Source organism: Serratia sp. HMSC15F11 (assembly GCF_001808215.1).
In the GTDB taxonomy this organism is placed as follows: domain Bacteria; phylum Pseudomonadota; class Gammaproteobacteria; order Enterobacterales; family Enterobacteriaceae; genus Serratia; species Serratia nevei.
The window spans coordinates 9,994-31,962 of the sequence record NZ_KV792397.1 but is presented as its reverse complement, the minus strand read 5'-3'; the positions used below and the strand labels follow the sequence as shown (position 1 = coordinate 31,962).

25 protein-coding genes and 1 pseudogene are annotated in these 21,969 nt (G+C 54.2%); 10 read left to right on the top strand and 16 right to left on the bottom strand.

Translation table 11 applies throughout. The features are described 5' to 3' along the window. Nucleotides 1-83: 83 nt before the first annotated feature. From HMPREF3138_RS03700 to HMPREF3138_RS03685, 4 genes are all read right to left on the bottom strand, one after another. Entirely contained in the window at nt 84-1,004 is a 921-nt protein-coding gene (locus HMPREF3138_RS03700) for a sugar ABC transporter substrate-binding protein (protein WP_038875670.1), read from the bottom strand. Nucleotides 1,005-1,067: 63 nt separating this feature from the next. After that, nucleotides 1,068-2,108 carry an ABC transporter permease gene (locus tag HMPREF3138_RS03695; protein WP_038875862.1) on the bottom strand — a complete coding sequence of 347 codons (1,041 nt, stop codon included), beginning with the start codon at nt 2,106-2,108 and terminating at the stop codon, nt 1,068-1,070. A 15-nt stretch (nt 2,109-2,123) separates the two neighbouring features. Next, nucleotides 2,124-3,608 carry a sugar ABC transporter ATP-binding protein gene (locus tag HMPREF3138_RS03690; RefSeq protein ID WP_038875672.1) on the bottom strand — a complete coding sequence of 495 codons (1,485 nt, stop codon included), beginning with the start codon at nt 3,606-3,608 and terminating at the stop codon, nt 2,124-2,126. A 75-nt stretch (nt 3,609-3,683) separates the two neighbouring features. Beyond that, nucleotides 3,684-4,613, bottom strand: coding sequence for a sugar ABC transporter substrate-binding protein (locus tag HMPREF3138_RS03685; protein WP_033642730.1), 930 nt, complete (start codon nt 4,611-4,613; stop codon nt 3,684-3,686). Between the two features lie 484 nt (nt 4,614-5,097). Here HMPREF3138_RS03685 and HMPREF3138_RS03680 point away from each other — a divergent pair, with 484 nt between their 5' ends. The 3 genes from HMPREF3138_RS03680 to dcuR all read left to right on the top strand — a co-directional run bounded on the left by HMPREF3138_RS03680 (nt 5,098) and on the right by dcuR (nt 8,391). Continuing rightward, a complete protein-coding gene (locus HMPREF3138_RS03680) occupies nt 5,098-5,940 on the top strand; it encodes a class I fructose-bisphosphate aldolase (protein WP_038875674.1) in 843 nt (280 codons plus the stop codon). A 125-nt stretch (nt 5,941-6,065) separates the two neighbouring features. After that, nucleotides 6,066-7,679, top strand: coding sequence for a sensor histidine kinase (locus HMPREF3138_RS03675; RefSeq protein WP_038875676.1), 1,614 nt, complete (start codon nt 6,066-6,068; stop codon nt 7,677-7,679). Beyond that, the gene (dcuR, locus tag HMPREF3138_RS03670; protein ID WP_038875679.1) at nt 7,672-8,391 is read left to right on the top strand and encodes a two-component system response regulator DcuR; all 720 of its coding nucleotides are present in this window, start codon (nt 7,672-7,674) and stop codon (nt 8,389-8,391) included. Before HMPREF3138_RS03675 ends, dcuR begins: the two co-directional genes overlap by 8 nt. 37 nt (nt 8,392-8,428) lie before the next feature. On the opposite strand, the gene HMPREF3138_RS03665 is transcribed toward dcuR, so the two are convergent. The 6 genes from HMPREF3138_RS03665 to fabV form a co-directional block, all read right to left on the bottom strand. Beyond that, a complete protein-coding gene (locus HMPREF3138_RS03665; RefSeq protein WP_038875682.1) occupies nt 8,429-8,764 on the bottom strand; it encodes a hypothetical protein in 336 nt (111 codons plus the stop codon). A gap of 33 nt (nt 8,765-8,797) precedes the next feature. Then, nucleotides 8,798-9,223, bottom strand: a complete 426-nt coding sequence (locus HMPREF3138_RS03660; RefSeq protein WP_049193395.1) for a hypothetical protein — start codon at nt 9,221-9,223, stop codon at nt 8,798-8,800. Nucleotides 9,224-9,284: 61 nt separating this feature from the next. After that, the gene (locus HMPREF3138_RS03655; RefSeq protein ID WP_038875685.1) at nt 9,285-9,584 is read right to left on the bottom strand and encodes a hypothetical protein; all 300 of its coding nucleotides are present in this window, start codon (nt 9,582-9,584) and stop codon (nt 9,285-9,287) included. A 636-nt stretch (nt 9,585-10,220) separates the two neighbouring features. Next, nucleotides 10,221-10,436, bottom strand: coding sequence for a helix-turn-helix domain-containing protein (locus HMPREF3138_RS03650; RefSeq protein WP_025302459.1), 216 nt, complete (start codon nt 10,434-10,436; stop codon nt 10,221-10,223). Nucleotides 10,437-10,443: 7 nt separating this feature from the next. Continuing rightward, complete coding sequence (locus HMPREF3138_RS03645) at nt 10,444-11,007, bottom strand: DUF2975 domain-containing protein (protein ID WP_033642723.1); 564 nt, start codon at nt 11,005-11,007, stop codon at nt 10,444-10,446. Nucleotides 11,008-11,164: 157 nt separating this feature from the next. After that, the gene (fabV, locus tag HMPREF3138_RS03640; RefSeq protein WP_038875689.1) at nt 11,165-12,364 is read right to left on the bottom strand and encodes an enoyl-ACP reductase FabV; all 1,200 of its coding nucleotides are present in this window, start codon (nt 12,362-12,364) and stop codon (nt 11,165-11,167) included. Between the two features lie 286 nt (nt 12,365-12,650). Here fabV and HMPREF3138_RS03635 point away from each other — a divergent pair, with 286 nt between their 5' ends. Beyond that, nucleotides 12,651-12,953, top strand: a complete 303-nt coding sequence (locus HMPREF3138_RS03635) for a hypothetical protein (protein ID WP_038875692.1) — start codon at nt 12,651-12,653, stop codon at nt 12,951-12,953. A 50-nt stretch (nt 12,954-13,003) separates the two neighbouring features. On the opposite strand, the gene HMPREF3138_RS03630 is transcribed toward HMPREF3138_RS03635, so the two are convergent. Then, nucleotides 13,004-13,354 carry a DUF4377 domain-containing protein gene (locus HMPREF3138_RS03630; protein WP_033638116.1) on the bottom strand — a complete coding sequence of 117 codons (351 nt, stop codon included), beginning with the start codon at nt 13,352-13,354 and terminating at the stop codon, nt 13,004-13,006. Between the two features lie 594 nt (nt 13,355-13,948). Here HMPREF3138_RS03630 and HMPREF3138_RS03620 point away from each other — a divergent pair. The 4 genes and pseudogenes from HMPREF3138_RS03620 to HMPREF3138_RS26100 all read left to right on the top strand — a co-directional run. Beyond that, nucleotides 13,949-14,323: pseudogene (locus HMPREF3138_RS03620) on the top strand (tyrosine-type recombinase/integrase); the annotation flags it as partial. A 403-nt stretch (nt 14,324-14,726) separates the two neighbouring features. Continuing rightward, nucleotides 14,727-15,185, top strand: coding sequence for an STM2901 family protein (locus HMPREF3138_RS25075; protein WP_048233442.1), 459 nt, complete (start codon nt 14,727-14,729; stop codon nt 15,183-15,185). Further along, on the top strand, nt 15,179-15,508 hold the full coding sequence (locus tag HMPREF3138_RS03615) for a DUF1493 family protein (protein ID WP_038875697.1): 330 nt from the start codon (nt 15,179-15,181) through the stop codon (nt 15,506-15,508). The genes HMPREF3138_RS25075 and HMPREF3138_RS03615 overlap by 7 nt, the downstream gene beginning before the upstream one ends. Nucleotides 15,509-16,740: 1,232 nt before the next feature. Further along, nucleotides 16,741-17,550: a hypothetical protein gene (locus HMPREF3138_RS26100; protein WP_139145117.1), complete on the top strand. Its 810-nt coding sequence runs from the start codon at nt 16,741-16,743 to the stop codon at nt 17,548-17,550. Between the two features lie 247 nt (nt 17,551-17,797). Here the strand turns inward: HMPREF3138_RS26100 and HMPREF3138_RS25070 are convergent, their stop codons facing one another. Further along, nucleotides 17,798-17,896, bottom strand: coding sequence for a DUF1367 family protein (locus HMPREF3138_RS25070; protein ID WP_230122671.1), 99 nt, complete (start codon nt 17,894-17,896; stop codon nt 17,798-17,800). Nucleotides 17,897-18,332: 436 nt separating this feature from the next. Between HMPREF3138_RS25070 and HMPREF3138_RS26950 the strand changes: the two genes are divergently transcribed. Then, nucleotides 18,333-18,527, top strand: a complete 195-nt coding sequence (locus HMPREF3138_RS26950) for a tyrosine-type recombinase/integrase (protein WP_230122566.1) — start codon at nt 18,333-18,335, stop codon at nt 18,525-18,527. A gap of 316 nt (nt 18,528-18,843) precedes the next feature. Here HMPREF3138_RS26950 and HMPREF3138_RS03600 read toward each other — a convergent pair whose 3' ends face one another. The 4 genes from HMPREF3138_RS03600 to ftnA form a co-directional block, all read right to left on the bottom strand. Continuing rightward, nucleotides 18,844-19,185 (bottom strand): YebY family protein, encoded by a 342-nt coding sequence (locus tag HMPREF3138_RS03600; RefSeq protein ID WP_025302452.1) that lies wholly within the window; start codon nt 19,183-19,185, stop codon nt 18,844-18,846. Nucleotides 19,186-19,254: 69 nt separating this feature from the next. Continuing rightward, nucleotides 19,255-20,136, bottom strand: a complete 882-nt coding sequence (copD, locus tag HMPREF3138_RS03595; RefSeq protein WP_038875842.1) for a copper homeostasis membrane protein CopD — start codon at nt 20,134-20,136, stop codon at nt 19,255-19,257. A gap of 2 nt (nt 20,137-20,138) precedes the next feature. After that, on the bottom strand, nt 20,139-20,555 hold the full coding sequence (gene yobA, locus HMPREF3138_RS03590; RefSeq protein ID WP_047727770.1) for a CopC domain-containing protein YobA: 417 nt from the start codon (nt 20,553-20,555) through the stop codon (nt 20,139-20,141). Between the two features lie 293 nt (nt 20,556-20,848). Next, entirely contained in the window at nt 20,849-21,367 is a 519-nt protein-coding gene (gene ftnA, locus HMPREF3138_RS03585; RefSeq protein ID WP_038875847.1) for a non-heme ferritin, read from the bottom strand. Between the two features lie 340 nt (nt 21,368-21,707). Between ftnA and HMPREF3138_RS03580 the strand changes: the two genes are divergently transcribed. Further along, entirely contained in the window at nt 21,708-21,938 is a 231-nt protein-coding gene (locus HMPREF3138_RS03580; protein WP_033638067.1) for a DNA polymerase III subunit theta, read from the top strand. Nucleotides 21,939-21,969: the final 31 nt, after the last annotated feature.

Sequence of the window (21,969 nt, the reverse complement as noted above, 5' to 3'; positions counted from 1 at the left end):
TCTATTGGTTCACGCTAAAGCGCGATGAACCATAAAAAAGGCGCTGTAAGCAGCGCCCCGGCAACGCGAATCTGACGGTTAACTCACGGCCTGGCCGCATACTTCTGCATCGTGGCCGGCGTCACCAGCTCGAACGGGATCCAGTAATACGGCTCGAGCTTTTCACCGTTGATCATGCGCTGCGCCACATCGACCGAGGTTTTGCCCTGCCCGACCGCGTCCTGGAACACCGTGACCTGCATCTTGCCGGAGGCCAGCGCCTTGAGGCCGTCCGGCGTGGCGTCGACGCCGCCGATCAGCACGTTCTTGTCCGCCTTGCCCGCCTGCTGCAGCGCCATGATTGCGCCGATCGCCATCTCGTCGTTGTTGGCGGCGACGATGTCGATCGCTTCGCCGTTGGTCAGCCAGTTCATCATCAGATCCATGCCTTCACTGCGTGAATAGTTGGCACTCTGCTTCTGCACCACCTTCATTTTCGGGTACTTGCTCACCACCTGCTCCACGTCTTTGGTGCGCTGCAGCGCGCCGGCATCGGTCAGGTTGCCGATCATCACCGCCACGTTGCCCTGATAGCCGGCCAGCCGCGCCAGCTCTTCCATCTGCAGCGTGCCGGATTCCCGCTCGTCGGAGCCGACGAACACCACGCCCTGGGGCAGTTTGGCGTCGCCCGGCGTTCGGTTCACGTACACCAGCGGCACGCCGGCGGCCTGGACCATTTTGGTCATCACTGGCGTGCTGGCCGAGTTGACCGGATCGACGATAATCGCGTCCACCCCGGCGCTGATAAAGCTCTGCACCTGATCGGTCTGGCGGCCGACGTCGCCGCGCGCGTCCTCAAACTGCACGGTGATGCCGCGCGCCTTGGCCTCCTTGTCGATCACCTGGCGGATGATGGTGAGGAAGTTCTGGTCGAAATAGGCCATCGACACGCCGATGGTTTGCGCCCATGCCGGGGTAGACGCGCACAGCGCCACCGCCAGCCACAGCCCTTTCAGGTAATTCATGATGTGTCCCCCGGTAAAAAAACGCCGCCGGCCAACCCTGGCGCCGGCGGCAATTCACGGCAATCAGTGTTTTTTACGGTTGCGCCGCATGTCGATCGACACGGCGGCAACGATAATCACGCCTTTGATGATGTCCTGAATGTAAGAATCGACGCCGATAAAGGTGAAGCCGCTTTTGATCAGGCCGAGGATCACCGCGCCGATCAGCGTGCCGGTGATGCGCCCTACGCCGCCCATCAGGCTGCTGCCGCCGATCACCGCCGCGGCGATGGCGTCCAGCTCGTAGGACATCCCCATGCTCGACTGGCCGCTGCTGACGCGCGCCGCCAGCACCACGCCCGCCAACCCCGCCAGGCCGCCGGCGATGGTGTAAACCGTCACCAGGTACTTATTGACGTTGATGCCGGAGACCCGCGCCGAGGTCATGTTGCCGCCGATGGCGTAGATGTATTTGCCGTAGCGGGTGTGCTTGAGTGCGATATGGAAGATCACCGCAATCACCAGGAAGATGATCACCGGCATCGCGCCCTGGCCGATTGACGTGAAGCCGTCCGACAGGAAGCTGACCGGGTTGCCCTTGGTGTAGTACTGCGCCAGGCCGCGCGCCGACACCATCATCCCCAGCGTGGCGATGAACGGCGGAATACCGGTGCGGGTGATCAGGAAGCCGTTGATAAAGCCGCAGACGATGCCCACCCCGATCCCCGCGCCGATCGGGATCGCCGCCGGCAGATCGAGCAACCCCGGATACATCGGCGAGATGCTGTCCGAGGTCTGCGCCAGGCTGGCCGCCACCACCGCGGTCAGCGCAATCAGCGATCCGGAGGAGAGATCGATGCCGGTGGTGATGATCACCTGGGTGACGCCCACCGCGATGATGCCGATGATCGCCACCTGCAGCACGATCAGCAGCAGGCGGTTCGGATTCAGCAGGAACGACTGATCGCGCAGGTACCAGCCGAGGATTTCGAAGATCAGCGCGATGCCGATCATCACGATGAAGATGCCGGTATCCTTCGGCATTTTGCCGCTCAGCCCGGAGAACAGCGTTCCCTTGCCCGTTGAATCGGCGGAGAGCGGCTTCTCAATCTTTACGTTACTCATGATGTTCACCCTTCGTTATTCTGAGGCCAGCGCCAGGATCTTCTCCTGGTCCGCGTCGTCTTTGTCCAAAATGCCGGTGATGCGGCCGCCGTGCATCACCATTACCCGATCGCTCATGCCGAGGATCTCCGGCAGCTCGGAAGAGACCAGAATGATGGCGACGCCGCGGTTGGCCAGCTCGCTGATCAGGCGGTAGATTTCCGCTTTCGCCCCCACGTCGATGCCGCGCGTCGGTTCGTCGAGGATCAGGATTTTCGGCTGCGCCAGCAGCCAGCGCGCGATCAATACCTTCTGCTGGTTGCCGCCGCTGAGGTTATTGATGATCTGATCCATGGTCGGCGTTTTGATGTTGAGCTTTTTAATCTGATCCATGCAATCTTTGGCCATCTGCACGTGGCTGACGAAACCGTTCTTGCCGATGTATTCCGACAGGTTGACGATGCTCATGTTCTCGACCACCGACAGCACCAGAAACAGGCCGGATTTTTTGCGGTCTTCGGTGAGGAACGCCAGCCCGCTCTCGATCGCCTTCGCCGGGGAATCCACTTTCACCGCCTGGCCTTCGATAAAGATCTCGCCGCCGTCCGCCGGGTGCATGCCGAACAGGCTCTCCATCACTTCGCTGCGCCCGGCGCCCACCAGCCCGGCGACGCCGAGGATCTCGCCGCGCTTGACGCTGAACGACACGTCATGGAACCAGCCGCTGCGGCGCAGCCCCGCCACCCGCAGCACTTCCTCGCCGATATTGTTGTTGAATTTGGGGAACATCTGCGTCAGTTCGCGCCCCACCATCATGGTGATCAGCGACTGTTTGGTCAGGTTTGCGGTTTTGTCGCAGGCGATGAAGGTGCCGTCGCGGAAGATGCTCACTTCGTCGGTGATGGCGAAGATCTCATCCATCTTGTGGCTGATATAGATGATGCCTTTGCCCTGCTCGCGCAGTTCGCGAATGATGGCAAACAGGTGCACCACTTCGCCTTCGGTCAGCGCCGAGGTCGGTTCGTCCATGATCAGCACATCGGCGTTGTAGGATACCGCCTTGGCGATCTCCACCATCTGTTGGTTGGCGATGCTCAGCTCGCCCACCAGCGTTTCCGGCTGCAGTTTGATGTTCAGCCGCGCCAGCAGTTCGCGGGTCTGTTCGTTCAGCTGTTCGTGGTTGACGAACCCCAGCCGCGCCGGCTCGCGCCCCAGCCAGATGTTTTCCGCCACCGTCATGTAGGGCACCAGGTTCAGCTCCTGGTGGATCATGGAAATGCCCGAATGCAGCGCCTGCAGCGTGTCGCTGAAGGTGACCGGCCGACCTTTGATTTTGATCGAGCCTTCGTCCGGATGGTAGATGCCGATCAGGCATTTCATCAGCGTCGATTTACCCGCGCCGTTTTCCCCCATCAGCGCGTGCACGCTGCCGGGTTTGATTTTAATCGAGACCTTATCCAGCGCTTTGACGCCGGGGAACTGCTTGCTGATGCCTTCGGCCTCAAGAACATAAGGGTACATACCGCTTACCTCCGCACTGACCCACGTTTTCCGCCGCGCTCGCCCCACACCGGCGCCCGCGGCGGGCTTCAAGGCTTATTTCTTGTTTTTATCGGCGAATTGCTGGTAATTGGCCTGGGTGATCAGCTGGTAAGGGATCAGCACGTTGCTCTCCACTTTCTCGCCTTTCACCAGCTGAACGGCGGTCTGCACCGCGCCTTCGCCCTGGCCTTTGGCGTCCTGGAACACGCTCAACGCCAGATCGCCCTTCTTGATGAACTCCAGCGCGTCCGGCGTGCCGTCAACGCCGGCCACCAGCACGCCGGATTTCTTGGCCTGCTTCAGCGCCAAAATAGCGCCGATGGCCATTTCGTCGTTGTTGGAGGCGATGGCGTCGATCTGCTGGCCGGACAAAATCCAGTCGGTGGTAACGTCCACCGCCTCTTTGCGGAAGAACTTGGCGGTTTGCTTGTCGACTATTTTGATGCCGGGATAGTTGGCCGCCACCTCTTCCACGCCGCGAGTGCGGTCGCGCGTGGCTTCACTCGACAGCTCACCCATCAGGATCATTACGTTGCCCTTGCCGTTCATCAACTTGGCCAGCGCTTCCATCTGCAGCTTGCCGGCCAGCTTGGAGTCGGAGCCGACGTAGGCCATGCCGGCCGGCAGCGCCACTTCCGGCTTGCGGTTGACGAACACCAGCGGGATCTTGGCCTTCTCGGCCAGCTTAATCATCGGCTTGACGCCCTGGGTATCCACCGGATTCAGGATGATGGCGTCGACGCCCTGGCTGACGAAGTTTTCGATTTGTTGAATTTGCTGCGCGATGTCACCTTTGGCGTCTTCGAACTGGCCGCTGACGTTACCGTCGGCCTTCATTTTGTTTTGCATCGACTGGCGCAGAATGGTGAGGAAGTTGTCATCGAAGTAAGCCATGGAAACGCCGATCTTGATGTCTTTCGCCAACACGCTGGCCGGCAGCATGCACATCAGTACCGAGGCGGCGATCAGTTTCTTCAGCTTCATGTTCGTTACCCTTTAATCGTTAGAATGAAGAGGTCTGTTGGTTGACAGCTAATGAAAAATATTTTTTACATTCAAACAACAATACGGTCGGTGTTATCCCTTTGATAAGGCGAATTTACCGCGTTATCGCCGTATAAAGGCCGTTGAGAAAATGGTGATCAAGATCTCAATACAGATTAAAAACAATCAATTGAAATAAACCCCTGGCACAGAAAACGGCACCTTCAGCGCGTTTTTAAATGTTTATTTCATAATTTAGATTATTGAAACTTTTTAACCCAAACAAGCGAAACATGCATTTTGGAATGGCTTATTAACAAAAACATGACACGGATCTAACAAATGAAATGAAAGCCGCCGGCAAAGGTCCCCCTTTCGTGCGCCGGCAAAAACTGCGAGCGGCCACGCAGTTTGCGGTTTCCGCGTTTCCCGACCATCCTTACTCGGCAATAATGGACATATCCCTATCTCAGGAGGACCTGACATGCAGCTCAGCAGTAAGGTGCGGATGAACCGCCTGTTCAACAACGGCAAGTGCCTGGATGTGGCGATCGATCACGGCATCGCCAACGAACCGGATTTCTTGATCGGCCTGGAAGATATCGAACGGGTGATGGGCAACCTGATCGCCGCGCGCCCTGACGCCATTCAGGTCAACTACGGCCAGGCGGATCTGCTGCAGCGCGCGCCGCAGCGCGAAAAACCGGCGCTGGTGATGCGCACCGACGTCGGCAACGCCTATAACTCCGCGCGCCACCGCGAAATGTGGGCGGTGCTGCACAACCCGGAGGCGCCGATCCTCGCGGCGCTGCAAATGGACGCCGCCGCGGTGGTGGTCAATCTGTATATGATCCCGGATGAGCCCGGCATTTTCCGCCAGTGCGTGGAGAACATCGGCCGCCTGCGCCACGCCTGCGATCAATACGCCATGCCGCTGATGATCGAACCACTGGTGATGTCCCCGGCCGGCCAGGGCGCCGCCTACGGCTCGCTCGGCGACGTGGAGAAGATCGTGCCGCTGGTGCGGCTGGCGCGCGAGCTGGGCGCCGACATCATCAAGGCCGACCCGACCGAACGGGTGGCAGACTTCCACCGCGTGGTGGAAGCGGCGCGCTGCCCGACGCTGGTGCGCGGCGGCGGCAAGGGGGAGCTGGGGCCGGTGCTGGAGAAATCCGCCGCGCTGATGGCCCAGGGCGCCTCCGGCATGGTTTACGGCCGCAACGTCTATCAACACAGCAATCCGTCGCAGGTGGTGCGTGCGTTGATGGCAATCATCCATCAGGGTGCCAGCGGCCAACAGGCGCTGGAGATCTACCACCAGCAGTGACCCGCTTTTGTAACTAAAATAAACCCCCCGCTCCCCGGCAGCATGCTATAACCTGCTGCCGGTAACTGCAGCTTGCCGCATTCCTCGCTAGAATACGCCGTGATATCGCCATTCGGAGAACCGCCATGCCAAAACAACGGGTGCCGCTCAAGCTGAGCACCTCCATCACGCTGATGGTGTCCGCCATCATCGCTTCGGTGCTGCTGGTGGTGTTCGCGCTGTTTTTCGTGCAGATGAGCCGCGAGGGGCAAGATCAGCTGCAGCAGAAAGCCATCGCCGTCGCCAATACGCTGGCGCTCTCCAGCACGGTGGTTGACGGTCTGCAGCGGCGCGACCAAAGCGGCGCCATTCAGCGCTTCGCCGAGCAGGTGCGCCATCAAAACGAGCTGCTGTTCGTGGTGGTGGTGGATATGCAGGGCATCCGCTATTCGCACCCCAAACCCTGGCTGATCGGCAAGCATTTTATCGGCGACGATCTGGCGCCCGCGCTGCAAGGCAACGTCAACAGCGCCATCAACCGCGGCACGCTGGCCCCGGCGCTGCGGGTGTTCGTGCCGGTGTATGACGCGCAGAAACAGCAAATCGGCGTGGTGGCGCTCGGCATCGCGCTGGATACCGTGCAGCGGGTGGTGGCGGAAAGCCGCTGGATCATCTATTGGACCATCGCCTTCGCCGCGCTGGTCGGCAGCCTGGGCACCTTCTTCCTGGTCTCCGCACTCAAGCGCATCATGTTGGGTTTCGAGCCTTACGAAATCTCCAACCTGTTCGAACAGCGCAACGCCATGCTGCAATCGATTAAAGAAGGCGTGATCGCGGTCGATAATGAATCCCGCATCACCATCGTCAACGACGAGGCCAAGCGCCTGCTGCGCCAAAGCGGCCCGGTGGAAAACCTGCTGCTGGAAGCCGCCAGCAAGCATTGGCCGGCGCAGCTGCATCTGGCGGAGGTGCTGGGCAGCGGCAAACCGCTGCGCGATCGGCAGATCAACTTCAACGGCAGCGAACTGCTGACCAATACCGTCCCGGTGATCGTCAACGGCCAGGTGACCGGCGCCATCGCCACCTTCCGCGACAAGACCGAGGTCAGCCGCCTGCTGCAGCGCCTGAGCGGCATGGCGCACTACGCCGATGCGCTACGGGTGCAGTCGCACGAATTTATGAACAAGCTGCACGTGATACTCGGCATGCTGCACATGAAGGCCTACCAGCAGTTGGAAAACTACATCATCAATACCGCCAGCAACTATCAGGAAGAGATCGGCGCGCTGCTGCGCAAGATTCACTCGCCGGAAGTGGCGGGCTTCTTCATCGGCAAGATCAGCCGCGCCCACGAAGCCGGCGTTGAGCTGACCATCGAGGAAACCAGCCTGCTGCCGGAAACCGACGATGCGGAAACCACCCATGTGCTGATCAGCGTGCTCGGCAACCTGATCGAAAACGCCATCGACGCCATCGACGGCGTTGAGGGCCACGAGATCGGCCTGAGCTTCCATCACCACGACGATCAATTACACTGTATCGTCAGCGACGACGGCCCCGGCATCGATCCGGCGATCGGCGCGCGCATCTTCGAACACGGATTTTCTACCAAGGGAACGGGACGCGGCATTGGCCTGGCGCTGATCCGCAGCCATCTGGAGAAACTGGGGGGCAGCATCGATTTCGAATCTGAACCGGGCGAGCTGACCCAATTTTTCGTGCACCTTCCCTATCAGGCCAAGAGCAGAACCCATGATTAACGTACTGATTGTCGACGACGACCCGATGGTGGCAGAGCTGAACAAATACTACCTGAGCCAGGTCAGCGGTTTTCACTGCCAGGCGACGGTCGCCACTCTGAGCCAGGCGCGCGCCCTGCTGGCCGACGCCAGCGTCAGCATCGATCTGGTGCTGCTGGATATCTACATGCAGCAGGAGAACGGGCTGGATCTGCTGCCCGGCCTGCGCGAACTGGGCGAGAAGACCGATGTGATCATCATCTCTTCCGCCAGCGATGTGAACACGGTGCAAAAGGCGCTGCACTACGGCGTGGTGGATTACCTGATCAAGCCGTTCCAGTTCAGCCGCTTCAAAGAGGCGCTGAGCCACTACCGGCAGCAGTCACAGCTTCTGGCGCAGCGCGAGTTTTCGCAAGCCGACGTCGACAGCCTGCTGCGCCGCCAGCCCGGCGGCCAGGAGAGCAAAAAGCTGCCGAAGGGCCTGACCAGCATCACCCTGAGCACGGTCTGCGAGTGGATAGAACAGCAGCACGACAGCGAATTCTCCACCGACAACCTGGCCAACGCCATCGGCATTTCGCGGGTGTCCTGCCGCAAGTACCTCATCTATCTGGCGGAGAGCGGCATTCTCGGCACCCGTATTTTGTACGGCGCCACCGGCCGCCCGGTCTATCTGTATCAGCTGAAGCCGGACGCGATCGCCATGCTGAAAGAGCATTGCCGCCCGGCATAAACGACGCCGGGCGCTGCAAGCGCCCGGACGTTGAAAGCTAGAAGTTGTGCATGTAACACTTCGCCTCGCGGTGAGGATCTTTCGAGTGTCTCCGCAGGCAGCGCTGCTTTTTCTGCTGCTGCTCCAGGTGATGCTGCTGCCGCTTGGCGCTCTCTGCCGCCTCGCGCTGCTGTTCGCGCGCAATCGCCTGCTCGTTGGCCAGCGTCAGATTATCGACATTCCACACCTTGTGACGCAATGCGTCGCGCTTTTTCTGGTACTCCTCGGGGACTTTATTGTCCTTCGGCGGCGCCGCGTGGTATTCCAAATCCACCCGCGCCTGCGCAAAGCAGGCGCAACACAGGGCCGCGCCGGCCAACACTAGCCTTTTCATCGATAAACTCCTGACAAATACCTGTTCTCATCTTTAGCAATTCAGCGGCCGGCCATTCAGCCAGGCGCGGCAATAAACGCCGACAAACGGCCGATGCGGCCCCGTCAGAGACGTCCGCCGCAGACGCAGCGACAGGCAGCGGACGATATCGGCACCCTGCTCACAGGCCGATCGGGCGCTCTGATGCCCCTGCGCGGAAGGTCTCGCCGCTTCCTGCGTTTGCAACCGGATTTCCAACGCTTCCCGCTCCGCACGCAGCAGCGCCAGCTGCACGCGCTCCGCCTGAATCTGTTCAGCCAACCAAACATGCTGTAACAAGCCATCCAGCCGCGCCGGACACCCCGCCGCAGAGGGACTTTCCGTCGAGGCGCCGGGCGAGGAATGGCGATCGATGAACGCCTGACTGCAAAATGAGGCCAGCAGCGCCAGCGCCGCAGCGATTAACGAAGGTAGTTTCAATACACAAGCTCCATGAATAAGCCGACTGGGGCGCGCCGCGAAAAACGACGCAGAGAACCGTTCAACAGCCGTTGAGTGAAGACACCTGAGGCTCCGCGGGATCGGGCGCATGTTGCCCTCCCGTCGCCGGCGCTTTCGCGTTTTCGGCATCGCATTCCGCCAGACGCGCCAAGGTTTCGGCCTCATTCTCCGTGGGCGGGGTCGGCTCAGCCATCTCTTGTCGCAGGCCATGAGCCAGCTCTTTCAATTTCTTCTGAAACAGCACGGGAGAAATTCCCTCGCATTGCCGATCGTAACGGGCCGCATTTGCTTGCAGACTCAACAACGACATTATCAATATGGCGACAATACGCTTTGCCATTGAAAACTCCTGTAAGGATGTCTGGGTATGTTGATATATATTCAACAAGCAGAGATTTATCGTTTAAAGATAAATAACGCATCGGAAAAACAGAGTAGCGAATTAATAATAAACCGTTCCACAATATCTTGGAGATAACGTCTGCCGCCCCGCCGAATAAAGAGCGGCGGTTAGCGCCCCCCTATTTTCGACCAGTCCAGCGTACCGCCGATACCGACCCGGCCTTCATTCAGCACGGCAGCGGCGGATTCGCCGGCGATAATGCGCTGTTTCTGTTCTCGCGTTGCGGGCTGCGGTGTCCCCCAATTCCCCCAGTGAGTGGAGGAGGATGAGGATGAAACAGTGGGGTGAATGGCACTGCATCCATTTAATACAAGACACAATGCCAGAAGAGAATTACGCCATGTCATACTATTTCCCTTAAAATAACGCTATTGGTAGTGACGGTAAATGAAAAACGAGTTTATTTAGTTTAATAACTTTCGCGCATGCAATCGCCTGCGACAAAAAGAATACGCAAGTGTTAATCACCCGTTATTTTAATTAACCTGAATCAAACAAATATCGTTCAATAAGACAACACTAATCGCAGAAATGGGCCAGCAGGCTCAGCGCACTTCCGAGTGCGCTGGGATCTTACTCTTCGCCGTCCGGCTGCCAGGCCAGCAGATCGCCAGGCTGGCAGTCGAGAATGCGGCAGATCTTGTCCAGCGTTTCCAGCCTGACTCCCTTGACCTTGCCGTTTTTCAACAGAGACAGGTTTTGCTCGGTGATCCCCACCTGCTCCGCCAGCTCCTTTGAACGCATCTTCCTTTTGGCCAACATGACATCAAGACTTACGATTATTGCCACTCTATTCTCACACGAAAGAAAGCTGTTCTTCATTCAGCCGCAACGCTTCCAGAAATACCCGGCTAAATACCAGGATTGCGCAGCCTACGATCAGCGAGCGCACCGACTCGCTATTGACGCCATAATAAAGGATAAACAGCATTTTTTCATCGGCGGTCAATACCATTACCTGCAGCAGACCGGCTAACGACGGGAACAACACATCGACGATCAGCAAGATGCCAATGATCTGCAACAGCACCATATTGTTGCGATGCCACACGTTGCCGCGGAAGAATTGATAAAACAGCCCGGCGCCGCACAGCAGCGCGCTGTAATAGGGCAAATAACCGAGCATGTCGATAACCAGCGTGGCGAACAGCGCCCAGCGTTGCTGCGGGATCGCGTAGGCGAGCAGCTCCGGGTAATATTCCCGGTAAGAGGCGACGATATCGCGATAGGCTACGCCCTGCAGCCAGTCCCGCACGATGATGAACATCTCAACGCCGGTGCTGACGATCAGCATCGCCATAATGAGCAAACACAGACAACGCACATACAGCGGCAGATGGATCCTTGGCGCAGCGCCCATAATTTTCTATCCCTTAATCAACAGCAATAAATTATCGTAAAACGATAATTTATTGCTGTCAATGATCAAGTGGACTGATGAGTCAGGCGGTGGTCGCCAACGCGCGGACAATAAAAAAGGCCGGGCTAACCCGACCTTGTTTGACCGCTCGACGCGCTTAGACCAGTTCGATCACGTCGAAGTTGGCTTCGCCGCTCAGATCGGCATCGTAATCAACGCCCTGCAGACCGAAGCCGAACAGGCGCAGGAATTCCGCCTTGTAGCCCTGGTAATCCGTCAGTTCGTTGATGTTGCTGTCGTTCAGCTGCTGCCAGATTTCACGGCAGGTTTCCTGCACGGCGTCGCGCAGTTCCCAGTCATCCAGGCGCAGACGGTGTTTCTCGTCGGTATCCGGCGCCGCACCGCTGTACAGCTTGGTGGCGAACAGACGCTGGATCTGCTCGATGCAGCCTTCGTGAATGCCCTGCTCCTTCATGATCTTGAACACGATGGAGATATACAGCGGCATCACCGGAATGGCGGAAGAAGCCTGCGTCACCACCGACTTGAGCACCGCAACGTAAGCCGCGCCGCCTTTGGCCTGCAGTTTCTGGTTGATGGCGTGCGCCGCGCGATCCAGATCTTCTTTCGCCTTGCCCAGCGTACCGTGCCAATAGATTGGCCAGGTCAGATCGGTACCGATGTAGGAGTAAGCGACAGACTGCGCGTTATCCGCCAACACGCCCGCTTCGTCCAGCGCGTCCATCCACAGCAGCCAGTCCTGGCCGCCCATCACCTTCACGGTGTCGGCGATTTCTTGCTCGTTGGCCGGCTCGACCACGGCCTCAACCAGCACGTCTTTGTTGGTGTCCAGCGCGACGGATTTGTACGGCTCGCCGATCGGCTTCAGTGCGGAACGCACCACTTCGCCGGTTTCCGGCATCTTACGCACCGGCGAAGCCAGCGAGTAAACCACCAGGTCAACCTGACCCAGGTCTTTCTTGATCAGATCGATAACGGTCTGACGGCACTCATTGGAAAATGCGTCGCCGTTGATGCTTTTCGCGTACAGGCCTTCTTCTTTAGCTGCCTTGTCAAAACCGGCGGAGTTGTACCAACCGGCGGAACCGGTTTTGCCTTCGCTGCCAGGCTTCTCGAAAAATACGCCGATGGTGGCCGCACCGCTGCCGAAAGCGGCATTGATGCGCGAGGCCAGACCGTAACCGGTGGATGCACCAATGACCAGCACCTTTTTAGGCCCGTTTTTCAGTTCGCCGCGCGACTTAACGTAGGCGATTTGCTCACGGACGTTGGCTTCACAGCCTGCCGGGTGAGCGGTGGTGCAGATAAAACCACGAATTTTAGGTTTGATAATCATAGTAATTTTTTCTTGGTAGCTAAAAACCGAAGGACAATATACCTGATTTTCTCGATATACTTAAGAAAGTGCGAAAACAAGCGCAGTGAACAGACCAGTTTAGTCGAGGGATCAGGGTTGCCCAACTCCGCATCGTGATACCTTCACGCGCCGCGCTTCGCACCCTCAGCGCGTTCAAGCCTTCCCTCTTCAAATCAGCAAAAGTTGATCATGCTTCTGGCGTTGCGTTATGGTGTGGCTGTTTTTTGGTCGAAATCCAGGGAAGATAAAATCACCAGGAACAGTAATGGAACCGACTTTATATTATATTCTTTCTACTCTCGCTGCCGCAGCCTGTCTGGCCGTGAAATACGGCTTCAGACCGCCTCAGGGTTCCAAGGGTTATGTCGTTCTGGTTACGATATGCTTTTTAATCCTTTGCTGGCAATTTACCCTTTTTGCCAACGGCAACGCGATGTTTATTGCTGACTCTGAAACATGGGCCAAAGAAAATTGGCCTCTACGCTACTGTGCGTTGGGGTTTGCTCTTGCACATGCCTTCGCCACTTTCGAATCCTCCAGAAGAAAGAAAAAAGACAAACTTTCCTGAAGTCGTCACCACCAAATGAAACGCCATTTGGTGGTGACAAGGTAGAGCCATTACGCCTTGTTCTTTTCCAGCTGCTCAATCAGCGTGTAACGCAGCGATGAGGCATCAGCCGGTACGTTCTCCACCGGAGTGACGCGCACTTTCAGCCGATACTGATAGCCGGGTTCAAAAGTGAAGCCCTCGATACCGGTATAGAACAACTCCCACGGCTGCTGCGCGGAGCGGCGCACCTGCATGCACTTCATCGGGGCGACGCCCACGCAGTCCACCAGCGCGCTGTTCACCAGCAACACTTCCGTTTGGCCGCCTTTCTCGTTTGCGGGCTGATTCATCGAGGTTCCCTCCTGGCTGCAGCCGGCCAGCGCGGCCAACGCAACAAATAACAACGCTTTAATTTTCAATGTACTGCACCAATAGTCATCTAGGTTGCGCGATCCTAACAAATTGGCCGGGTGAATTGAACCTTGCTTCGTATCGCAGGAGTGACATTATTCGTTCGCGTTTATTCTCCAAACTCATGCATTACTGGAAAGAGTTCATGACGGTACGCTGTCATTTTTATCATCGGCATCAATGAGAAAACCGGTGATGCGAATTAAAAACCAGCGCCAGATCCAAAAGTTCGATTTTCGCTCTGGTGGCCACATTGGCCAAGCATTGAAACATCTCCCCACGTCCGTTATGTTACAACCATAAGAATTTCGAGGGATTGAAGTGAACAACACAGAGATAAATGAAATGAGAAAAGACAGCATCCATATACGCATACTCTCTTTTTTCTTTGAATTTTTCTATCAGTTAATCGGGGGAATTGGGTTTCTATTGTGTATCTATTTTTTCTTTAGCTTCGACACGATAACTCAGCGCGTCGTTGCCATTTTATCGACAATAGCAATATTTTGTATCATTTGCTGGCTCGGCGACACCCTCATCAAAAAGCTACGAGGTTATTGATGTTATCAGACCGACGAGTGACGGCTATGATTCATGAATAGCAGCGTAAGGCTGGCGACCTAATTTCACTCCCCTTCGATTTGGAACTGAAGTGCGTTGGCTTGCATCCCGGTGATGTGATCGATCGCTGCCGCTTGGTCAGCACGACAGATTTCATGATCAGCGCCGGTATCAGGAAAAACAGCCCGAATGGTTCGATCCATCCCAACGGGTTATTAACGAAAAAGTTTGTCGCCGCACGGAAAGCATCAGGTTTGGAATTTCAGGAACGCCCGCCAACATTCCTCGAGATCCGAAGCCTGTCCGGTCGCCTGTATGAAAAGCAAAACGACAAGGCATTTGCTCAAAAGTTGCTGGGGCATACATCGGAAATGATGACACCGAAATATCTCAACACGAGGGGAAAGAGTAAGTAATGCTGTAAAAGACCGAATATCAAATTTCGAGTAATTTCGACACCCAAGAAAAAATACTTATAAAGTAATCACAAAAAATGACCGTATAAGATCCCCTTAGCCGAAAATAAAGTAAAAACATATATATCAATGAATTACATAACAACCCACATTAAAATCCACCGCCAACAACTTCGTTAACCGTCCTTTAGATTCAAATAGTTATCAATAATCTCGATTCCGCTCGGGAAAAATTCGGTTGGTTTTTGCCGCCAAATATAGGTAACCGGTCGTCGCTACTATCCATGACATCTCTCGCCAGATCCAAAAGTGTGATCCTCGTTCTAGTAACCGCACAGGGCAAGCATTGAACCCCCTCCCACTCTCCGTTATGTTAACCTATCCCAATTGACAAGGAAAAGTTGTGGATACAATTGAAGAGTTAGGCGGAACCTATTTTTATGCAGGCCGTACTAATCTAAGCGCCAGTGAAATGCTCTTCATGGTCTTCTGTGAAGAGACGGCGCACCAGTTAGGTATCGAGGATTTGGGGGCTATTGTTGCTGTTGTGTCAGGTTTAAACGTTTCAAAAACACGTGGCAAATTTAGAGGGAACATCAAAGATACATCATATGCATCTCGAGGCGCTCGCAAGATATTCGGAAAAAAAACGTTCCCTGGCAATGTGAAATTACCATCTGTAGTAGGTGGGTATCCCCCATCCACTATGCGGATCATCCTTACGCGAAAGATGGGAACATTTGTCGGACGCGCAGTGCCCGTCGTTGGTTGGATAATTATTGCCAAAGATATAACAGAAATAGCATTTCGTTCTGTGACCAGGTACAACAGCATGGCAAGGGGTAATGATAAATTATGGTAACTGACGAGGAAGTTTTGGCGTTTTTCCGAGATGAACTCTCCACGCCAGTATCTTGGGCAGGAAAAGTCGAACACCTAGAATTGGATACCCCACTCCAAGACTACGCCGAAGGTGATGAACTGCCATATGCAATTAATGACTACGATAAAAAGTTCGGCGTTGACGTCTCTATCATCGATATGTCTATCTATTACCCATGGGAAAATTTGTCCCTCCGTGAGCGCTGGTTTAAATATAAAAAAGCAGATGTAAATAAGACCAGAAAACCTCTAACCGTCAGAATGTTTGCTGAATCGGCAAAAGCGGGCCGATGGTTGTATTAGGCTGGCATGCGCCGGCCATCTTCATCAATAAGCCTTCCATGCAGAGAACACCAGCGGATCGCCGAATGCATAGCGCCTGTGTTCAACCATCGAGTTGTACGGCATATACACTTGGTGGCACGTATCAACATCCCCCCTGGCTCGAAACACCTTAGCGCGCCAGCTACAGCCTCTGGGTAGTTTAGGGCTAACGTGGTGTTGCTGGTCGCGTTCTGAAAGTATTGGTCAATATGCCCAAGGCAAGAGGGAAAGACTTTGCGCAAAAACTGCTGGGGCATTCATCAGAAACGATGACGTTGAAATATCTCAACACGAGGGGGGAAGGCGGACGTCATGCTGCAAAAGACCGAATATCAAAATTCGAGTAAATTTCGAGTGATTTCGATTTTTCAGAAAAGAATACTTATAAATCAATTACACAAAAAAAGACCGAATACGATTCCTTTAACCGCAATCAGTATGACAACTCATTTAATTTCAACAAGATAAAACAAACCCCATTTAAAAAAACACCTCAAAAACCTTCGTTAACCGTCCTTAACATTCAAATACTTATTAAAAACCTCGGATCGATTCGATAAAAATTCGAACACAGGCGCATCCCTAAAAAACCAATAACATTGACCGGTCATCAAAATAAATCAACCGTTCTCTTTCCCCTATCAACTATAATTAATATCTGATCATCCCGGAGAGCTGCAATGGGCAGCTTAAGCATTTCTGGTATTCAAATCTTCTTTCTGATAAAAAATGACCGATTCCCCGTGCCTGACCATCACAGCACTATCATGTTAGCCATCCGCGAAGATGAAGAACGCCAACGCTAGTTGTAGGTCTGGCACAATCAACGCTGTCCATTAGTCTCGGAAACACCGTTCAAAACATAAGGCTTCGCTATAGAAGCAGCATTGGCTTTCGACCTTTCAAATTTGATTAAAAAAATGCAAAAAATAGTCAGCGATACGATTGCTTCCAATGATCTATTTGAATATTGAGGTCTAGCATTTATATCACACCTTCAACACGAACAAGGTTAATTGATTAATCCAGAATATAACGACCACAAGCTTCATAGGTTTTTCACATAAATAACTTGTACTTCAATTGAAGTTTCTGTTATAAAAGCGCTGCACTGCAATTTTTTAATATAGAAATTCAGCTTCGAAGAAACAAAGAGCTAATCTTATATCGCTTGAATTAATTAAATCTAATCATGGGCCCTTAGAATACCAATGAATATAGAAACAGTTAAAACCGCTTCGAGATTTTCAATACCAATCAAATTAATTCTAGCCGGAATAGTTAGCGCGCTTGGCGGATCGGGATACATTGGTTTTCTAAGCGAATATGCAACTTACTTCTATGCGTTATCGAATGGATTTAGAATCCCTGCGGAGGGATCACCATACTTAAAGGTCACAATAGCATCAATAAGTTTCTCGGTCATGCTATTATGTGCCACCATATATATTATGTTTTATTTTATAGTGAAAATAAATCTATCATCAAATAAGTGGGTAAATAAAATTCAAAAGAAAACTATTGACTCACTTCAATTGAAAAGTAAAACTCCGAAAAGTATCCATTGGTTATATAACACCTCACAAAAGACAATGGGCATTGCGGGCGCCCTTGTGGTTGCATTTATTTCATCCATTGTCATTGCAATCCTTCCTTATTTTTCGGTGAGTAAGGAAATACCAATCCCAATTCACTTGTTTTTATTTTGCGTTTCATTTACTTATTTTATATGCACATCACTACCTCTAATTGATAAGAAATATCTAACTGCAGCATGTGTTTTTACAACTTTATTTTATTTAATCAGCACTCCATTATTTTTGTTTAATGACAAAGTATATGGAACTATCTTAAAGGAAATAAAGTATGGTGGAGGAACTAGGGTAACGATTTACCTTGAAGATAAAAAAGAAATTAATACCGAACTATTACTTAGGACAAGTGATAGCATCTTCATTACGGAAAGAGATGATAAAGTATCGGAAATTCCACTAGAAAAAATAAATAAAATAACATATTGAACGAAATTAAATTTTAAAACACTTAAGTAGCCGGGATTCATCCCGGCTCCAATGCTTTGTTAAATCGACTCGAGAAACGCCTGTATTTTTGCGGCCATCACGATGCATCCTGCGTCACTCGGGTGTAAACCATCTGGTTCAGGGTCGGCTGTACAGATACCGAGAATCCTGATTTCATAATCACAGCCACGTGCCTCGTCTGTCAGTTTACTCATGCGACATAATCGAGAAGCTGAGCCGCGGCGTTTTATGCCTCGGCGATAGTTAGGAAGGATTTGTTTAAGATGAAGATCCACAGCGCGTTGAGCGCGGCCTGGTACAAATCGTTAAATTCTAGGTTGTCCATTTTTGCGAATGAGATCTCGGCTCGCGCAGGGTTGAACCGTCGGGAGTTCAAAAAGATCATACCCGCGCGGCGAAAACTGTCGTAATGCTCGAAAGTCTGGAGTGAAGCATTAGGGAAGCCGCAGAGACTATACTGCTACCACCGTGATTTTACCTGACGATGGATCTCGCCCCAATCTTCGGCCAATGCCGCGAAGATCTGATCCGGATGCGCTTCAGCCATGTTGTAGACGGCCGCCTGCAGGCTGAACAAGGCAAGACGGGGGCTATGCTTTACCCCCCCCCCTTGACCTATAACTGAAATGTATGGGGGTTCACCTTGGCGCCATGATTGGCCGCTGTCGGTTGGTTAACACAACAGATTTTATGATTAGCGCTGGCATCCACAAAAACAGCCTGATGGCTCATTACATCCGGACGGGTTAACGAAAAAATTTGTGGCCGCACGGAAAGAATCAGGTTTGGAATTTCAGGAAAGCCCGCCGACGTTCCACGAGATCCGAAGCCTGTCCGGCCGCCTGTACGAAAAGCAGAACGACAAGGCATTTGCTCAAAAGCTGCTGGGGCATACAACGGAAATGATGACGCTGAAATATCTCAAAACGAGGAGGAAGGAATACGTGATGCTGTAAAAGACCGAATATCAAAATTCGGACATATTTCGGACATTTTCGGACAAACGAAAATAAACCCTTTAAAATCAACAACCCAAAAAAAGACCGAATACGATTCCTATATTCGGTCTAGGGAAATGGCTCTTGGGAGAGAGCCGTGCGCTAAAAGTTGGCATTTAATGCAGGGCTTGTTCAGCCGTGCACTTTAAGAGTAGCCTACCGCGCCAGTTTTGCCAGCCGCCCGGCGGCCGCGTGATAGTTTCGTGACGAAATAACTATGCGGCAAAGGCGCATCAATCCGCGCGCGCTGGGCAAGGCGTTGGCAAACAAGCGGTTAGTCAGCGCACAGCTTCTCGGCGCGTTCAATGAACGGCGCCAGGCTCATTTTTTTCCCCGGTTCGGCAGGGTCGTCCAGCAGGAGCACCTCCAGCGGTTGCGCGCGCTGATGGCCCTTCTTCACCTGCTGCTCCGCTGCGTCGTTGAGCGGGTATTGCATCAGAGTGCTGTTGTTGAGCACGAACAGCGCGCCGCCGCTGCGGCACTGCAGCGTCACTTCTTCCTTGGTGAACGCCCACTGTTTGCCGTATTCCAGTTTGGTGATGTTCACCAGTTTGTCTGCCGCCAGCGCGCCGGTCGCGGTTGCCAGCAGCGTAATGCCGAGTAATACCGATTTCATGTATTGGCCTTAAGGTTGCTATTCACGTTGATTTTCCCGCAGCTTGCCCGGTTGCGGCAAGCCGAAATGTCAAACCGGCGCATAGGTTGCAAATAAACTGACCAGCAGCAGCACCGCCATCCCCAGCCCCACTTCGAGCCAGCAGGCCAGCACCACGCCGCGCTGCGCCAGCGCCGGCACGCGGCTCATTGCCGGCACGATGGCATAGCGATTGGCCAGCGCCACCATTACCATCAGCGCCACCAGCGCGGTTTTGATCAGCAGCAGGCGCTGATAAGGCGAGCCGAGGTTGAGCGGCCAACCGCCGAGAATGATCAGGCTGTTGACGATGCCGGTGACGATCACCGCCGCCACCGCCAGGTGCCCCCAGCGCGAGAAACGGATCAGCGTGGTGATGGCGTCGCTGCGCCACTGCGGCGGCTGCAGGTAACGCAGGCAAACCAGCAGCGGCGCCAGGCAGCCGAACCAGTAGCCGGCGGCCAGCAGGTGCACCGCATGGTTGGCGCGGTGCAGCGCGCCCAGCGTGCCTTCGTGCATCGCCGCGTGGCCGATGAACGCCAGGCTGACCAGCAGCAGCGCCGAACACAGCGCCAACGCCTGCGCGCGCGGCCTTTCCGGCAGCAGCAGGCTCAGGATCGCCAGCAGCGACAGGCCCAGATGCCAGCGCCACACTTCGCCGAAGGTGGTGCCGAGCACCGCCCACCAGACCTCCAGCCGCCAGGCGTCTTCCCAACCGTCGCCCATTTGCCCGGCCTGAATGGCCAGCAGCGCCACGGCGGAAAGCCCGGCAATCCAGGTGCCGGCAAGCAGCAGCGGGCGCACATCGCGGGAGAGGATCGGGGAGAGGCGCTGCGGTGACAATAAGGCGGTGAACAGGCTGATGCCGAACATCAGCATCACCGCCGCAAAGTGCACCAAGCGACACAGAACGAACAGGGTCGCCAGACTCACGATCAGTTTACGGTGAAGCTGTACTGGCCTTTGGTTTTATGCCCGTCGACCGAAACCACATGCCAGCTGACGTTGTATTTGCCCGCGCTCAGCTCGCCTTCGATCGGCACGTTGACCTGGGTGTTGTTGTTCGGATCGAGCTGCAGCTTGCCGGTTTTCACCACGGCGTTGTCCGGGCCGGTGATTTTCACGCCGCTGAAGTTCGGCTCGATGCCTTCGGAGAAGCTGAGGGTCAGCGCCTTCGGCGCCGGGCTGACGCTGGCGTCGGCCTTCGGCGTTTGCACTTTCAGGTGGGCGTGCGCCAGCGCTTGCTGCGAAGACAGGCCGACGAACAGGACGAAAACGGTGGAAAGCAGGCGACAGGAGGAACGAATTTTACCGATCACAGTGGTATCCCTTAACAGTATAAAGAGGGTCATAAGGGTTAAGGCCACAGCCAAGGCGATGTATCAGCGGCCCCAACCCACCGCAAATGATTGCGCCACGGGTAAACAGAAAAACGGGTTGTATCGGCTAACCCGCTGTTTTGACTCTACCATCCCTGTAGCGTATCGCGGTAAATCATAACGACCACGCTGCGGCAAGTCGAGCGCATCACTGGCATTTTGCGATCCGGCAGCACGTATCGCCGCATAACCGCGATAAACGCAGGGTAAAAAAAACCGCGCGTCAGGCTCGGCCCGCGCGCGGTTTTTCGATGTTCTGGTGCGAATTAAGCCTGGCCGTTGCCGCCCTGGCCCATCGCGCCCATTTTCTTCAGATCTTTGTCGATGAAGAACAGGCCTTTGCCGCTGGTGCCCACCAGCGCCAGCTTATCCAGCACGGATTTGAACAGTTTCTCTTCTTCGTGCTGCTCCGCCACGTACCACTGCAGGAAGTTGAAGGTGGAGTAATCATGTGCGGTCATGGCGGCGTGCGCCAGTTCGTTGATCTGACGGGTGATCAGCTGTTCGTGTTCGTAGGTCTGCTGGAACACGTCCGCCAGCGATTCGAACGTCACCGGCGGTGCGGCGATGCTGCCCAGCAGCGGCAGAGAGCCGGTGTCGCTCAGGTAGTCGAACAGACGTTGCATATGCTGCATCTCTTCCTGAGAGTGCTCTTTAAGAAATGCGGCGGCGCCTTCAAAGCCTTTATCGCTGCACCATGCGCTCATCTGCAGGTACAGGTTGGCGGAGTAGAACTCCAGATTCAGTTGCTCATTCAGCTTTTGAGTCATTTCTTGCGTCAGCATAATGATTCCTTTTATTTTGCAGGTCATGAATTTAATTTTCGCGCATTATGCCCTGCTGCCGCAAAAATAAAAACACCTTATTTACACTCAAATCACATTAATTATAAAAACCATATATATCAACAAATTAAAATAATTTAATTACATTAAGAATTAACATGATAATTATTTTCATCTTTTATTCTAATCAAAAAGCGAATCATTCTTATTTAAAAGAATAAATAGATTGCATTACTCCCGGACAAATATCGCCCACGGCAGCGGCGCAACGGGCTTGCCAAGCGCCGCCGGGTGGATTACCTTCTGCGCAGGTTCAAAGCGGTAAAGTAAGGAGCATAGCGTGGGTTACAATCTGGCCGAGCTGTCTAAAGAAGAGATGGACCGGGTGAACGTGGATCTCGCCGCCTCAGGCGTGGCGTACAAAGAGCGCTACAACATGCCGGTGATCCCGGAAGTGGTGGAGCGTGAGCAGCCGGAAGCGCTGCGCGACTATTTTCGCGAGCGCGTGGCGCACTACCGCGCGGAATCCCACAGGTTTTCGCGCCTGCCGTACGAGCCGAAGGTCAAATAACAAAAAACCCGCCGTAACGGCGGGGGTTTTT